The organism is Mesorhizobium sp. B2-1-1 (assembly GCF_006442975.2).
In the GTDB taxonomy this organism is placed as follows: domain Bacteria; phylum Pseudomonadota; class Alphaproteobacteria; order Rhizobiales; family Rhizobiaceae; genus Mesorhizobium.
Window position 1 is genome coordinate 362,719 of the sequence record NZ_CP083955.1, and the last position, 15,579, is coordinate 378,297.

The 15,579-nt window shown below is 60.9% G+C and carries 11 protein-coding genes and 2 pseudogenes; 6 read left to right on the plus strand and 7 right to left on the minus strand.

Annotated elements, in window-relative coordinates; genetic code table 11:
- Positions 1–32 precede the first annotated feature (32 nt).
- From FJ972_RS29625 to FJ972_RS29655, 7 genes and pseudogenes are all read right to left on the minus strand, one after another.
- Positions 33–716 (minus strand): annotated as a pseudogene (locus FJ972_RS29625) (integrase core domain-containing protein); the annotation flags it as partial.
- A 47-nt stretch (positions 717–763) separates the two neighbouring features.
- Positions 764–2,014 (minus strand): NAD(P)/FAD-dependent oxidoreductase, encoded by a 1,251-nt coding sequence (locus FJ972_RS29630; protein WP_413466346.1) that lies wholly within the window; start codon positions 2,012–2,014, stop codon positions 764–766.
- A 115-nt stretch (positions 2,015–2,129) separates the two neighbouring features.
- Complete coding sequence (locus FJ972_RS29635) at positions 2,130–3,008, minus strand: ABC transporter permease (RefSeq protein WP_140499530.1); 879 nt, start codon at positions 3,006–3,008, stop codon at positions 2,130–2,132.
- Between the two features lie 32 nt (positions 3,009–3,040).
- On the minus strand, positions 3,041–3,991 hold the full coding sequence (locus FJ972_RS29640; protein WP_140499531.1) for an ABC transporter permease: 951 nt from the start codon (positions 3,989–3,991) through the stop codon (positions 3,041–3,043).
- 80 nt (positions 3,992–4,071) lie between these two features.
- Positions 4,072–5,742: a peptide ABC transporter substrate-binding protein gene (locus tag FJ972_RS29645; RefSeq protein ID WP_140499533.1), complete on the minus strand. Its 1,671-nt coding sequence runs from the start codon at positions 5,740–5,742 to the stop codon at positions 4,072–4,074.
- Between the two features lie 23 nt (positions 5,743–5,765).
- Entirely contained in the window at positions 5,766–7,430 is a 1,665-nt protein-coding gene (locus FJ972_RS29650; RefSeq protein WP_140499535.1) for an ABC transporter ATP-binding protein, read from the minus strand.
- Between the two features lie 791 nt (positions 7,431–8,221).
- Positions 8,222–9,109 carry a LysR family transcriptional regulator gene (locus FJ972_RS29655; protein WP_140499537.1) on the minus strand — a complete coding sequence of 296 codons (888 nt, stop codon included), beginning with the start codon at positions 9,107–9,109 and terminating at the stop codon, positions 8,222–8,224.
- A 73-nt stretch (positions 9,110–9,182) separates the two neighbouring features.
- Between FJ972_RS29655 and FJ972_RS29660 the strand changes: the two genes are divergently transcribed.
- From FJ972_RS29660 to FJ972_RS29685, 6 genes and pseudogenes are all read left to right on the plus strand, one after another.
- Positions 9,183–10,229, plus strand: coding sequence for a four-carbon acid sugar kinase family protein (locus FJ972_RS29660; protein ID WP_140499539.1), 1,047 nt, complete (start codon positions 9,183–9,185; stop codon positions 10,227–10,229).
- Positions 10,226–11,218 carry a 4-hydroxythreonine-4-phosphate dehydrogenase PdxA gene (pdxA, locus tag FJ972_RS29665; RefSeq protein ID WP_140523343.1) on the plus strand — a complete coding sequence of 331 codons (993 nt, stop codon included), beginning with the start codon at positions 10,226–10,228 and terminating at the stop codon, positions 11,216–11,218. The genes FJ972_RS29660 and pdxA overlap by 4 nt, the downstream gene beginning before the upstream one ends.
- 21 nt (positions 11,219–11,239) lie before the next feature.
- Entirely contained in the window at positions 11,240–12,304 is a 1,065-nt protein-coding gene (locus tag FJ972_RS29670) for a cupin domain-containing protein (protein WP_140499543.1), read from the plus strand.
- Positions 12,305–12,363: 59 nt separating this feature from the next.
- Positions 12,364–12,881, plus strand: a pseudogene (locus tag FJ972_RS29675) (hypothetical protein); the annotation flags it as partial.
- A gap of 218 nt (positions 12,882–13,099) precedes the next feature.
- Positions 13,100–14,425 carry an NAD(P)/FAD-dependent oxidoreductase gene (locus tag FJ972_RS29680; RefSeq protein ID WP_140523340.1) on the plus strand — a complete coding sequence of 442 codons (1,326 nt, stop codon included), beginning with the start codon at positions 13,100–13,102 and terminating at the stop codon, positions 14,423–14,425.
- A gap of 80 nt (positions 14,426–14,505) precedes the next feature.
- A complete protein-coding gene (locus FJ972_RS29685) occupies positions 14,506–15,579 on the plus strand; it encodes a tartrate dehydrogenase (protein WP_140523338.1) in 1,074 nt (357 codons plus the stop codon).

The window sequence follows — 15,579 nt, forward strand, 5'->3', positions numbered from 1 at the left end:
GCGTAACCGCTTCGCGAGTCCGTTGGAACGCGCTTGAGGGTCTTGAGCCTGCGTGCGAAGTTGTAGTCGGCGAAGAAGTCCGAGGTGTTACCTGAGCTGATCGTGACTTCCCTAGTAGACGCGTTTGACCGTGGCGTCCTTAATCGTGCGGTACATCCTCTCGACCTGTCCATTGGTCCAATGCTTGGCCTTAGTCGTACGGTGCTCGATGTCGTTCGTGGCGCAGGCATATTCGAAGGCGTGCGCCCAGAAGCGTTCGCCGTTGGCGATAGCCTCATTGATCTGCGGCACGGCCGAGCCTCCGGCATTAGGTGTGGTGAACTGATTCCATCGTCGGTGAGCACTGTGTGGATCTTATGGGGAACGGCCGCGATCAGCCGGAGCAGGAACTCTCGGGAGACGACAGTGGTGGCCTTCTCATGCAATTCCATGAAGGCGCCCTTCGAGGTACGATAGATGGCGACGAACTTGTGCTGCTTGCCCTGATGCGGGATCGTCGGCTGCAACGCATAGAAGCAGTCATCCTGCGGCAGCAGCGTATAGCGTCAAAAGGCGACGATGACGGCCTCTTCATCGACCGTGAGCAGGGTCGACCGCGCCTCCTTCGGCCCAATCGGCAGATCGAGGACACAGATTCGACTCTGCAACTTCGCGACGGTCTTCTGGTTGATTCCATAGCGCTTCGCCAGCGCCCTCAAGCTCCGCGGTGCCTCCAGCCGGGCCGCAGCGACGAATAGTCAAAAAAGGCCGTCACCTTTGGCCGTCAGCGGCTGGCGCGCCAGAAGGCGATACGGTCCTGCAACCGGTAGCCCTGGATAATCGCAGGCATGAACCACGGATCGCCGCGATAGAGCGGGATGGCCGAAGGCGGTCGAAAGTCGAACGCCGTGCGGGACTGCTCGCCATGCCTCATCAGCTTGTGGGCCGCACGCATGCCGATCCATGGCGCCCAGACCACGCCCGAACCGCAGAAGCCGGTGGCATAGACCACACCTTCCTTCTCGAAGATGCGGGGCAGCATATCGCGGTTCATCGCCACGTTGCCGAACCAGCAATGCGAAAGGCGGACGTTTTCCAATTCCGGGAAAAGGTTCACCAAGCCCTTGCGTAGCAGAAGTTTCGGCGCCACCGGATCGCCGACGCGAGAACTGTCGCGCCCGCCCAGCAGAATGCGTTTCCCGTCGGGCGAGGGACGATAATAAAAACCGAGTTGCCGGTTTTCGGTGATCGTCATCAGCTTCGGCATCAGTTGCGCCATGACATCGGGCGCAAGTTCCTCGGTCACGATGATCCGGCTGCGGACCGGAACCAAGCGGCGACGCAGGAACGGAGCGGCGCCGTCGGTATAGCCATTGGTGCAGACCAGAACCTGCCGTGCATCCACCGTCCCTGCCGGTGTCGTGACGCGGAACCCCGAACCATTCCTCTCGATCGATTTGACCGCTGTATGCGAATGGACCGTCAACCCGGATCCGAGCGCCACCCGCAGGAGTTCAGCGTGGAATTTTGCGGGATGCAGCGCGCCAATGTCCATCCGGACGGTTCCACCGCGGTAGAAATCGGTGCCGATATAATTTCGCTGCTCGGCATGCGGAACGGCGTAGGACTGGATCCCCAGTTTCTTCGCCAGTGTCTCGGCGCCACGCGCCATTATCTCATACTGTTGATACCCGAAAGCGCCTTTGAACTGGCCAACCAGCCGGAAGTCGCAGTCGAGCCCTTCGGTCTTGATGAAGTCGTAGAGGAATTCGCGCGCGATCTTGCCCTCGGCCTCGATCGCCACGGCCTTCTCTTCACCGAAGCGCCGGGTGATCGTGGCATGGTCCGGCCGGATGCTGCCGCTCGTAATCCCGCCGTTGCGCGTGGAAGCACCCTCGCCCGGATGCATCGCATCGAAAGCGGCGACCGAGCGCCCCTCGCGCGCCAGCACAAGCCCAGCCGAAAGCCCGGCATAGCCGGCGCCGACAATCACCACATCGAGCTTCTTTGCCAGCGGCTGCCGCGGCAGCGGCATGACGGGCGCCGCTTCCCACCAGTAGGGCGTGTTCTTTTCGGCGACTTTGGGCTCTTGCACGTGACTGACTTCTCTTGATGTTCCAGGGATTAAGAAAGCGGCCGCTCGCGGCACTTCAAATATGGTCGTCCCGGACGTCCAGCGCGTCACGCAGTCCGTCACCAATGAAATTGAAACTGGTCACCGCGATGGTGATTGCAGCTCCGGGAATGATGGCCAGCCAAGGTGCGCTGCCCAGATATTGCTGGGCGCCGTTGAGCATGTTGCCCCAGCTGGGCAATGGCGGCTGAATTCCGTAGCCCAGGAAGCTGATGTAGGCTTCCATCAGAATGGCGCGCGCGACCGTCAGGGTGGAAGCAACGATAATGGGTCCCATGGCGTTGGGCAGTATCTCGCGGAACATGATGTGGGTGCCGCTCAATCCCAGCATGCGCCCGGCCAGGACGAACTCGCGTTCCCGCAACGAGCGGACTTCCGCTTCCACGATACGGGCAACCTCCATCCAACTGGTGAGGGCGATGATGACGGTGATCATCACAGGGCTGGGCTTCAGTGCCGCAGCCAGCGCCAGGAGCAGAAAGATCGAAGGGAACGACAGGAAGCCATCGACCGTGCGCATCAGCGTCGCCCCGATCCAGCCGCCGCGATAGCCGGCGATCACGCCGACAAGCGTGCCGACGAGGGTCGACAACACCATGGCGAAGAAACCCACCAGCAGCGAGATTCGTCCCGCCATCAACAATCTTGCCGCAAGGTCGCGGCCAAGCGGATCAGTGCCCAGAAAGTGGTGGCCCGTCAGCGGTGGGGCAAAGCGGGCCCGCAGATCGATATACAGTGAGTCATAAGGCAGTAGATGGGGGCCGAGCACGCAAGCAAGCACGAGGAAAATGATCATCGCCAACCCGAGCAGCGCCAGGCGGTGTCTCATGAAACGAAGCGCCGCGCGGTTGTTTGTCCATCGGCTTGGAGCTGCATTTGCGGTGAGAGCGGTCATATCGGCTGTCTCCTGTCGGGGAAGTTGCGCGCTCAAGCCAGGCGAATACGTGGATCGACAATAGCGACGACAATGTCGGCGATTAGGTTTCCAAGCAGAACGAGGATGGCCGAGAACATCAAAAGCCCCATCACAACCGGATAGTCGCTATAGCCAAGGCTATCCAGGAACAACCGTCCCATTCCCGGCCAGGTAAAGACGGTTTCGGTCACCAGAGCGCCGGTGAGAACACTGGGAAGCTGCATCCCGGCCAAGGTAATCATCGGCAAGAGTGCGTTGCCGACGACATGCCTCATCAGAATCCGCCGTTCGCTCAATCCCTTGGCCCGAGCCGTCTTGACGAAGTCCTGGCTGATGGCGTCGAGGGTCGCCGTCCGCATGTAGCGGCTCCAGATCGCGACATGGACCAGCGACAGCACGATACTTGGCAGGATCAAATGGTGGAGATATCCCAGGATCGAGGCATCTCCGATCTCGGACATATTGCCCGCGGGCAGCCAGCCCAGCTTCAGGGAAAAGATGTAGATGCCGACGAGTCCGAACCAGAAGGTAGGGACCGACAAAGCGATCATGGCACCGACAGTCGCTAGATAGTCGAATAGCGAGTAGCGGCGTGTGGCGCCCCGAATTCCAATCCAGGCGCCAATGGAGATCGCAATCACGGTTGAAGATCCCATCAGCAGCAGCGTGGCGAACACGTGGCTGCCAATGATCTGCAATACCGGCGCTCCGTCGCGGAAGGAGTGTCCCCAGTCGCCCTGCAGCAGCCGCCATGCCCAGTCCAGGTATTGGATCCATATAGGCCGATCGAGGCCAAGCAATCCCTTCAGCCGCTCGATATCCTGCTGGGTCATTCCGGGATCGAGCCCGAATTGCGCCAGTGGGCCGCCCGGGAGGAGGTTCAGAATGCCGAAGCCGATGATCGAAACGATCACAAGCAGCACCAGGCTCTGCGAGAGGCGATTGAGCAGGAAGCCGCGCATTCTGAGTCCTCCGTTGTGGGTTGGCGATTTTAGGCTGTTGCCGTCGCCGCAGTGAAATCCGGCGACGGCAATAGGATGGATCAGGCCTTCCAGCGCCAGTCTGCGGCATGCCACGACGCGGTGCGCGTGTTGGCATTGGGCTTGAAACCGTCCAACCCTGCCTTGCGTCCGAGCACGTTGGTGATCGCTAACAGCGGCAGGAAGGGCAGATCGTGACGCACCACTTCCTGCACGCGGTTATAGATCCCGTGCCGCTCTTCCTGATCGAAGCTGCGAGCACCCTTTTCAAGCAGGGCATCGACTTCGGGGTTGGAATACTGCCCGGTGTTCGAACCGTGCCCGCCTTGAGCAGCGATTGCCTTCGTATGGAGGCGGTTTGTGGCGTCGGGGTCCGCGGCAATCAGATAGGTAACGCCCACCATGGCGGTGTCGAACTGCGACTTCAGCCAGAATTCGCCCCACATGACCGCAGCCGGCAAGTTCGAGATCGTCATCTCGACGCCGATCTCGGCAAACGTCTGCTGCAGGAACTGCTGCGTCTGCTCGCGAAGATTGTTGCCTGACGTCGTCGAATTGGCAAAGGACAGTCGCACTCCATCCTTGGCGCGAATTCCATCCGGGCCTGGCGCCCAGCCGGCCTCATCCAGAATTTGTCGCGCGCGGTCCATATTGAATTCCTGCGCGGGCAGGTTCGGATTGTAGTAGTAGGACTCCTTCGGCATGAAGGTCTCGGTGAGAGTGCCCACGCCGTAATAGATCGTGTCAACGATCGCTTTCCTGTCCATTGCGGCGTAAAGCGCCTGGCGCACTGCCAGGTCCTTGAACTGCGGGCGCCCCAGATTGAGGTAGATCGACTCCACGGATGCGCCGGTCTCCAGTGTCACCACGCGGTCTGGCAATTCGCGGGCTTCAGCATAATGGTCGGCGGTAATGTAGGATTGATCGACCAGGTCGACGTCGCCGCTCTTGAACTGCGTGTAGAGCACCGTCATATCGGGGATGTATTTGAAGATGAGCTGCTCGACATAGGGGCCCTCGCCGGCATACTCGGGGTTGGCGACGAGCTCGATATGGTCGCCGGCTACCCGTTGGCTCCACTTGAAAGCGCCGGTGCCGATCGGCGCCTGGTTGAACGCCGCTGTATTCGGATCGCCCTCTTTCCCCAGGATGTGCTTGGGCACTATGAAGGTTTCGGCCAGGAACGACAGATAGGGCGCAAAAGCCTCCTTCATCCGCCAGGTGATCTCGGTGGGCGAAACCACCGTAATGTCCTGCACGAGCGAATGGCCGCTTGTACGCCAAGCGCGAAATTTCGGGTTGGTGATGAGCTCAAGGGTGAATTTCACGTCCTCGGCCGTGAAGGGCTCGCCGTCGTGCCAGCGAACATTGTCACGTAACCGGATGCGCCAGTTGAGACCATCCTCCGAAATGCCGCCGTTCTTCTGGCTTGGCACCTCGGCCGCGAGGTTCGGCTGAAGGACACCTTCGGCATCCATCCTGACCAACGCATCGAAAACCGAGAAATGGACCGCGTCATCGACTTCGATATGCGCCATCAGCGGATTGAACACCGTCGGCTCTTGTGAGAGGCCGACGACGACGCGACCGGCCGGGCCCGTGGCAGGGGTCTTGGCGAAAGCGGACTTGCCCAGAAGATTGGGCGCGATCAAGCCTGCAGCCCCCCCTAGCGCCATCAGTCGGAGTGCCTGGCGTCTCGAATAGTTGGATGTAGTCGTTGCATTTTTGGTCATCGTAGTTCCTCTCTTGTTATTTTTCATGCGTTTGCTGCAATGGGACGGGCATTGCCTGGCCGCTCCCCCGGAATCGCCGCCACGAGTTGGCGCGTGTAGGCTGCTTGCGGGTTCAGGAATATCTGCGAGGGCGGTCCGCGCTCGACGATCCGGCCCTTCTGCATCACGGCGATTTCATCGCAGATTTGGCTGGCGACTCGCAGGTCGTGCGTGATGAAGACCATCGATACGCCAGTCTCGCGCTGGATCTGGTCCAGAAGCTGCAGGATCTGCGCCTGGATCGACACGTCGAGCGCGGAAACCGCCTCATCGGCAATGAGCAGCTTCGGTTTGAACATCAGCGCGCGCGCGATGCCTATGCGCTGGCGTTGCCCACCCGAGAACTCGTGCGGATAGCGGCCGAAGGCGCCGACATCGAGACCGACATGGGCCAGGAGCGCCCGCGCTTCCTCGCGCGCTTGGGCGTAAGGCATTCCGTGTGCCACCGGACCGACCGTGATGATATGGCCGACCGTTGAGCGTGGGTTCAGAGACGCGAAGGGATCCTGGAAGATCATCTGGATCCGCGGTCGAAGTGGGCGGAACTTCGCTTCGGAAAGCTTGGCGATGTCAGATCCCTCGAACAAAATCTCGCCGCCGTCGCTGTCCAGCAATTTGATCAGAAGCCGGCCCAGCGAGGATTTTCCTGAACCGCTCTCGCCTACGACGCCCAGGGTGCGGCCTTGCGCCAGTTCGAACGAAACCTCGTTCACCGCCATCACAATCCGCTGCGCTCCGAATAGCGCGCTGCCGCCACGATAGGTCTTCACCAGACCTTCGACTTTCAGGATCGGCTCCTTGCTGGCGGCTTCCGCACGAGGGCGATCTTCGCCGGTCAGATGCGGTACGGCCGCGATCAGGCGCTGCGTATAGGGATGCTTGGGCGACTTCAGCACCTGCTCGGCGCTGCCCTGCTCGACGATGTGACCTTTTTCCATCACCACGACGCTGTCGGCGATCTCCGCCACCACGCCAAAATCGTGGGTGATGAACATCACGCTCATGCCCTTGCGGCGCTGAATGTCGCGGATCAACTCCAGAATCTGTGCCTGGGTGGTCACGTCGAGCGCAGTGGTTGGCTCATCGGCGATCAGCACCGTCGGCTCGAGCGCCAAGGCCATGGCGATCATGACGCGCTGTCGCTGCCCGCCCGAAAGCCGGAAAGGGTACTGATGATACATGAGTTCGGGGTCAGGCAGGCCCACTTCAGTGAGCAGCTCGATGGCGCGGTCGCGGCAGGTTTTTGGCGTGCCGTATCCATGCGCGGCCATGACCTCGTCAATCTGCGCGCCCACGGTCATCAGGGGATTGAGCGCCGAGAGCGGATCCTGAAAGATCATCGACACGACCCGACCACGCAGGTTGCGCAGCTTGTCGGGCGACATGCCGATGATGTTCATCCCCTCCAACTGTATTGAACCCGATGAGAGGCGGATCACCTTGGGCAGGAGCCCCATGATCGCGTTCGCCGTGACCGACTTGCCTGATCCGGACTCGCCTATGATGCAGAGGATCTGGCCGCGTTTCAGATCGAACGAGATATTCTCGACCGCATGGACCCGCTCCATCCCGGCCGGCAGGCTTACGGTCAGATCGCGCACCGAAAGCGCTATGTCATGGGGGGCAACAGCCTGGATGCTTGCGACCATCTGGATCAGATCCCCTTCAACCGAGCGGGTCCACGCTGTTGCGGACCGCATCATCGCCCTTTGAGCAGAAGCGCCTCACCGCAACAGCCGTAGCCTGGGCATCTCGACGCTTCGCACGCTGAGGCCGCGAGAGACGGGTTCTGCTCATCCAGGCCACTCCCTTATGAAAATCCGGCCGTGTACCGAACTGTGTTCCCTTTTCTTGGAGAACTCACCGATGGGGCAAACTGTGCCTTATCGGATGTCCTCTGGAGCCTGCCCGCCATAAAGAGGTTGGCTCCGTTCTTTCAGCCAGTTTGACTGTTCTGTTTCCGCAGAGTCATCGAAACTTGGCCCGCGAGCAGCACGAACTTCTGAAAAGAGCGTCCGAATTGGCATTTCACTCTGTTTGGCCTGATGATGATAGCGTGGGATAGGTGAGAGTCTGAGAGTGATTGCCCCAAAAATGAATGAGCAATGAGGCCAGCCGCCGTGCCGACCTGTCCAAGGCGGGCACGGCATTCCTTGTCACAGGAATTTGCACGATCCGCCGCGCCGGGATTTTCCGCATTTGAAATGGATTGGCACCCATCCAGGCGTTGAAGGTAGGTAGTAACCGGCGTCACCTGTACGAAGCCCGTGATGCGCCCATGCGATGCCTCATCAGGATGCCTGTAAAATGGTAGTGCGGAACCAAGCACGGCAAACTGTGCCGCTCATCGAGAAACTCTACCCGGCCTATCAATGCTCGGTTGCTGCTTTTCGATGCCGGTCGACCACATTCAGCTAGGCGAAGCTCGCAGGGCGCTCTTTCAAAGGTGCTGGGGGCTCAGGCCGCTGAACTGCGCTTGGAGCCACTCTGCGAGTTCAAACTCCACACCTTGCAGTTCACTCGACCCCAACCATATCAACCCATATTGACTGCCGTCGGGGTCAAAGCCAGCAGGCGCCGCCAGGCTTCCTCGTTCCACATCGTCAACCGCGAGTACGAGCGGACTGAGGGCTACACCCAAGCCTGCGGACGCTGCCTCGACGATCAGCGCGTGATTGTCGTAGTATCGCATTTCTGTGGGTCGACGCGCCGACGGATGGGTCTTCAGCCATTGCGCCCACGCGTCAGGTCGAGTCTTCGACCCGAGAGCGAGATAGTCGCCACGTTCGAACGCTGGCACCACTTCCGGCCTCATAACGGGCCCAACCGTTTCGGGGAAAAGGGTCCGGACGTTCCATGTCTCGGGCACAGCGAAGTCCAGCCGTCGAATAGCGAGATCGACCTGTTTCTTGCGAAATTCCACAAGCCCACCACCCACGGAGAGGTGGAGGGCCATGTTCGGATGCGCCACTTGAAGCGCCGCCAGGCGCGGAATAAGCCAACGCATGGCAACTGAAGGCTCGCAGGAGAGCACAAGGGCATTCTTCCCGGCATTGGCGGTACGCAGGCTTTGCACTGTGGTGGCCAACTCACCGAAGAACTTCCCGAGAGTCAGGTTGAGTGTCTCGCCAGCCGGGGTGAGCCGCAGGCCTCGCCCATTCTTTTCAAACAACCTGACCCCGATGTCATGGGCGAGTTTGGTGATACGGCGACTCACGGCGCCGTGCGTGAGCGCAAGCGAGTCTGCTGCAAGCCGGACCGAACCCAGCCGCGCTGTTGCTTCGAACGCTCGCAGGTCGTCGAGCGAAGGTATGTCCGAGCGATCCATCAGTGACAATCTATCACCGATTTCGTCAGAAACTATCGCTATTCATACTTGGCGACGTTTTGTTAATTGATGCATGCGCACCCATCATCAACCCAGCATAGCGGTCCTCGCCGATGACCTCACCAGCGCGGCAGATGGCGCAGCACCTTTCGTCGCCCGCGGCTTGACTGCATCGATCGGCAGACGCCAGCTTCCGAACCAAGCGGCAGCGGTAATCGCAGTCGATAGCGGTTCGCGGTCTGCTACTTCGTCGCAAGCGTTCGAGGCGGTCGCTCGATTGACCGCACGACTTGCCAGCCGTGCCGTGCTCTATAAAACGGTGGACTCCACTCTACGCGGCCACATAACGGAGGAGCTTGAAGCATGTTTTGCGGCGAGCGGCCGCAAATCGCTGCTCTTCGCGCCGGCGTTCCCCCAGGCCGGACGTACGACAGTGAGGGGCATTCAGTTCGTTGACGGCATCCCGGTGTCGGAAAGTGCGTATAGCCATGACCCCGTGCATCCCGTGCGGCATTCCGCGCTAGTCGACCTGGTCCCCAACTGCATCAAGAATGTCAGGCTGCTTGATGCAGAAACGCAGGAAGAACTCGATTCGCAGATTGCTTCCATCGAGGATCCAGAGTCGGTCCTTTGGGTTGGTTCTCCCGGAATGGCTGCAGCCCTATCGCGGCGTTTTGTGCAAGCGAAGACCCCACCGCCATTGCTCGATGGCATCAGTAGCGATGTCTTGGTCGTCATTGGGAGCGCAAATTTGCGCAGTCATCAGCAGGCAGACCAACTCCAGGAGGTCAGGGGCGTGATGCTGCTGCGCGGACCAAGGGCGCGCGAGGCGGACTCGGCAGCGGTGCTGCGCCGTATCGCACAAGACGCAGCGCAAGAGCTTCAAAGCCCACGCTTCGGCGCTTTGATCGCCACCGGCGGCGACACGATGGACGCGATCCTGGATCTTCTCAACGTCCGTGAGTTCGAGATCCTGCAAGAACTCGATCCCGGATTCCCACTTGGTCTCGCCAGGCTTGGCGATGGGCGCTCGCTCCTGTTCGCGATGAAGGCCGGTGGCTTTGGCAGTGACGACGCCCTGACGCGCGCCGTCGCGCGGATACGTGGAGCAACCCAATGAAGAACATTCCCCCGCTTGCTCTCACGATGGGCGACGCCTCCGGCATTGGACCGGAGATCGTGGCGAAGGTGCTTGCGAAGGGCGGCGAACGCGTCGTCGTGTTCGGCAGCTATGTTGTCATGCAGGATATTGTACGCCGGCTCGGGTTGAACATCGAGGTGCGACGCATCAACGCTGCCGATGCAGCTCAATTCGAGCCGCGGCGAATTGAAGTTATCGAAACCACCCGCATTACCGGGTCCCCACCAATCGGGCGTATCAGCGCGATCTCCGGGCAGGCGGCCTTCGACGCCATCGTTGCAGCGATCGCAGCAGCGAAGTCCGGACAAGTGAGCGGCATCGTCACGGCCCCGATCAATAAAGAGGCGATGGCCAGCGCGGGAATCCGCTACCCCGGCCATACCGAAATTCTGGCCGACTACGGCTGCGCCAAGCGCGTGGCGATGATGCTTGCGAACGATGACATCCGCACGGTGCTCGTCACGATCCACACGTCGCTGAGCAAGGCGATCGAACAGGGCGATTTCGACGCTCAGCTATCCGCCATTCGGCTCGCCCACGACGGTGGAAAAGCTCTCGGCTTCGCGATCCCGCGTGTCGCCGTAGCAGGTCTCAATCCGCACGCAGGTGAAGGCGGCCTCTTCGGGGACGAGGAAATCCGGATCATACAACCTGCAATCGACGCGGCCCGAGCCGAGGGCATCGACGCCACTGGCCCTTATCCGGGCGACACCGTCTTCATGCAAGCACGTCAAGGCCGATTCGATGTTGTGGTGGCACAATACCACGATCAAGGGCTGATCCCTGTGAAGTATCTCGGGCTGGAAAAGGGCGTGAACATCACGCTTGGCCTGCCGTTCGTCCGCACCAGCCCAGATCATGGCACGGCCTTCGACATCGCGGGCCGGGGGATTGCAGACCAGGCCAGCTTGGAAACGGCGCTTGCCTACGCCAAGCGGCTGGTAGCGGCGCGAACCAAAACGAACTAGATTCGAAAGGAACCACCACCGATGGGGTTACGCTTTATCTTCATGCTTACGCGCAATGACCGCACGGTTCCGGACGCGTCGCAGCAACTTCAAACCGCGCTCAGCTTTGGCGTGCGGCACATCGGGTTCAAAGACATCGGCGTGCCGATCGAGCAGCTGAAAGGCCTCAATGCAGCCATCAGGACGGGCGGTGCAACTTCCTATCTGGAAGTCGTGTCACTGGACCGCGAAAGCGAAATTGCTTCGGCAAAGGCAGCTGCCGCAATCGGCGTTGACGTTCTTCTTGGTGGCACGCGGGTCGACGATGTGCTGCCGATCCTCAGGGACACCGGCATCCAGTACTTCCCGTTTCCGGGTCGGATTGCCGGTCATCCGAGCGTGCTTGAAGGCGCCATCGACGAAATTGTCGAAAGTGCCAAGACGATTGCAGGGCGCGATGGAGTGCATGGCCTGGACCTGCTGGCATACCGTTCGGCGCAGAACGTGCCCGAGTTGATGAAGGCTGTCTGCGCTGCGGTCACCAAGCCTGTCTACATTGCAGGTTCGATCGACACCCCTGAACGAATCGCAGTCGTCCAAAGCGCAGGCGCAGCTGGTTTTACGATTGGGACTGCGGCTTTGGATGGCAAGTACCCGGCCAATGGGAATGACCTACCAAGCCAACTCACCGCGATCATTCGCGACGTCGCTGCCCTGAACAAGCACCTTTCGCCAATTCACAAGAAGAATTTGTCAATTGAGTTTGCCGGGCTGCACGCGCCTTGGGAGCCTAAAGTCGAGGTGCATGTCAACAACATGCAAATCCAGGTCGCCCTGTTCAAGGGAAGCTCTAACTGGTCATTTCGGCAGCACGACGATCAGCTGTTCTTCGTTCACCGGGGACGCCTGCTCATGAAATTTCGTGACCGTGAAGAGATCATCGAACCCGGAGAGTTCATCGTCGTTCCATATGGCGTTGAGCACAGTGCGGTGGCCTTGGGCGAGGAAGGATGTGAAGTGTTGCTGGCAACGTCAACCGCTCTACCCTGCTACCCACCCGCGGGAACTGATCTCGCACACTCTGAGCGATCCCAGTTGACTGCTTAGCACGACGGAACCGACTGCTAGGTTTCAGTGAAATCATGACGCAAGGCGCAAGAGCAATCATGACCGTGGCTATAGTGCTGCATCGCGCCGACGGCGCACCCGTTGCAAGCTCTTTCCGCAGGGCAGCGTTCGGCAAGGACGACCCCTTGGTGGGGCATCGCGAAATCGCCTGGGAAGGACCGGACTCGATGATCGTGGGCCGAACCAGCTTTATTGGTGAGCTCGAAGTCGCAAGCTTCCCCCACATCGAAACCATCGTCGTGGTGGAAGGAGAGCTGATCCCCACGGCGACCGGGACGGCCCGCTGGTGCTCGGGCCGCAAGCGGGCGTTGTCATCGGATGTGGCACCGCGCTTCGGATCCAGAGCGGATCAGGCGTGCGGTTTTCGTTCTGCGCAGCCGCTTGCGACAAACCGACGAAGCCCGGCCTTGTCCAACTGTTCGCCGACGCCGACATCAAGCCGTCTGCTTCGCTACCGGCCGAGGCCTTGCTTGGCCCGGCCCCGCAATGCCGCAGCGACAACGTCTTCTCCAGCGACGGCGCGGATTGCCATGCGGGCACGTGGGATTCGACCCCATAGGCCGCTTACGCAATCGACGCCCCTTCACACGAGATGGCTTTGAGGCTTCAGCCTACCTCCCCTCTGTGAGGTGGGACGCCAGCGAGCTTTTCACGCAATAATTTGCATGTCCTAAGGCTCACTAACCGCAGGATATTCCGTCCAGGCACACAACTCCGCAGCCTGTCTATTCTCGGCGCGGGTTAGAATGCTTCAGAGTAACCGGAGTCCCGTAGATGCCCGCGCCGCTAATGCACATCGAGTGCAGCCCTTCCCTGCCCCGCGAGGCGGACGTCGTCGTGATCGGCGGCGGCGTCGTGGGCGTGTTCACGGCGTATTATCTCGCACGCCGCGGCTTCAGCGTCGCCCTGGTCGAGAAAGGGCGGGTGGCCGCCGAGCAGTCCAGTCGAAACTGGGGCTGGTGCCGCCAGCAGAACCGTGATGCGCGCGAGCTGCCGATGGCGACCAAGAGCCTCGATCTCTGGGAGAAGGTGGCACAGGAGACTGGCGAGAACACTGGATTTCGCCGGTGCGGGCTCCTCTATCTCTCACAAGACGAAAATGAGCTGGCGGGCTGGGCGAAGTGGCGTGACTTCGCCGGGACAGTGGGCGTTACGACGCATGTGCTGAGCGCGGAGGAAGCCACCGAGAAGGGCAAGGTGACCGGACGCAAGTGGAAGGGCGGCGTTTTCTCACCGACTGACGGAACGGCGGATCCGTCCAAGGCAGTGCCGGTTGCCGCCCGCGGTATCATGGCGGCCGGCGGTACCGTCCATCAGCATTGCGCGGCGCGCGGGCTGGAGTTGAGCGCTGGCAGGGTCAGTGGCGTCGTTACGGAAGCGGGAACCATCCGTACGAAGACCGCGGTCATGTCCGGAGGCGCGTGGGCTTCCTCCTTCTGCAACCAGCTTGGTATGCGCTTCCTGCAAGCTGCCGTGCGTCAATCCATTCTAGCCGTGGCGCCAGGCGCAAGCGGCCTGCCCGATGCCCTGCATACAGCGAGCGTCTCGCTGACGCGGCGCAGCAACGGTGGATACACGCTGGCTATCAGCGGGCGGGCTCGCGTCGATCCAACGCCGCAGCAGTTCAGGTTCAGCCGCGAGTTTATCCCGATGTTCGCCCGCCGCTGGCGCAATCTCGCCCCGGGCGCCTTCGAGGGCTGGCGCCAAGGCCATGAAAGCCTGCGCAAATGGGGCCTTGACGATATTACGCCAATGGAACGGAACCGGATTCTCGACCCGAAGCCCGACATGGGACAGATTCGACTGACATATCGAAGAGCCTGTGAATTGATCCCCGAACTCCAGCGCGTCGCAATCTCCGATGCCTGGGCGGGCTATATCGACAGTACACCCGACGGCATTCCCGCGATCGGTGAAGTGGAGGGGATTCCGGGCTTCATCCTGGCGGCGGGATTCAGTGGTCACGGCTTCGGCATTGGCCCCGGCGCGGGGCATATGATCGCCGACATCATTACAGGCAGCGAGCCTATTGTCGACCCGCGTCCTTATAGGCCCGAACGCCTGAAGACCGCTGCGTGGGGCAAGGTCGCTGAATTCTGAGAAGATCAACTTACAGGTAACAATCGGTCGCACACGAGATTAAGGCTGCGAGCAGCCGTGCTGAAAACAGGGAAGTGACGATGCGCGAATACGAGATTGCCGCCATTCCTGCCGACGGGATCGGCCCGGAGGTGATCGCCGCCGGTCTCCAGGCGCTTGAGGCGCTGCAGCAGCGCTGCGGCGACTTCAAGCTGCGCGTCCAGCACTTCGACTGGGGCTCGGACTACTACAAGGCCAATGGCCGGATGATGCCCGAAGATGGAGTGGCGCAACTGAAGCGCTTCGATGCCATCTTCTTTGGTGCGGTCGGCGCTCCCGATGTGCCCGACGACATCACGCTTTGGGGTCTCCGGCTGCCGATCTGCCAAGGCTTTGATCAATACGCGAATGTGCGGCCGACCAGGATATTGCCGGGCATCGTTTCGCCGCTGGCGGGCGTTGGCCCCGGCGATCTGGATTGGGTGATCGTGCGGGAGAATTCGGAGGGTGAGTATTCCGGCCATGGCGGCCGTGCCCACCGCGGCCTCCCAGAGGAGGTCGGAACCGAAGTCGCGATCTTCACGCGCGTCGGGGTCACGCGCATCATGCGCTATGCATTCCGGCTGGCGCGGTCACGGCCGCGAAAGCTCCTGACTGTGGTTACGAAATCCAACGCGCAGCGTCACGGCATGGTAATGTGGGATGAAATCGCAGCCGAGGTGGCGCAAGAGTTCCCAGACGTCTCGTGGGACAAGATGCTGGTTGATGCTATGACGGTGCGTATGACACTCAAACCTCGCAGCCTCGATACGATCGTCGCCACCAATCTTCACGCCGACATTTTGTCGGACCTTGCGGGCGCGCTGGCGGGCAGTCTCGGCGTTGCACCGACCGCCAACATTGATCCCGAGCGGCGCTACCCCTCGATGTTCGAGCCAATTCACGGATCGGCCTTCGACATCGCCGGCAAAGGTATTGCCAACCCGGTCGCCACCTTCTGGACCGCTGCCCAGATGCTCGAACATCTGGGCGAAAGCGCAGCCTCCGTCCGGTTGATGAGCGCAGTGGAAACAGTGACCAGTGAGGGCGTGCTGACGCCGGACGTGGGTGGCACAGCGACCACGCAGGACGTGACGGACGCCGTCTGCCGGACGATCCGCAGTTCGAACGTGTGA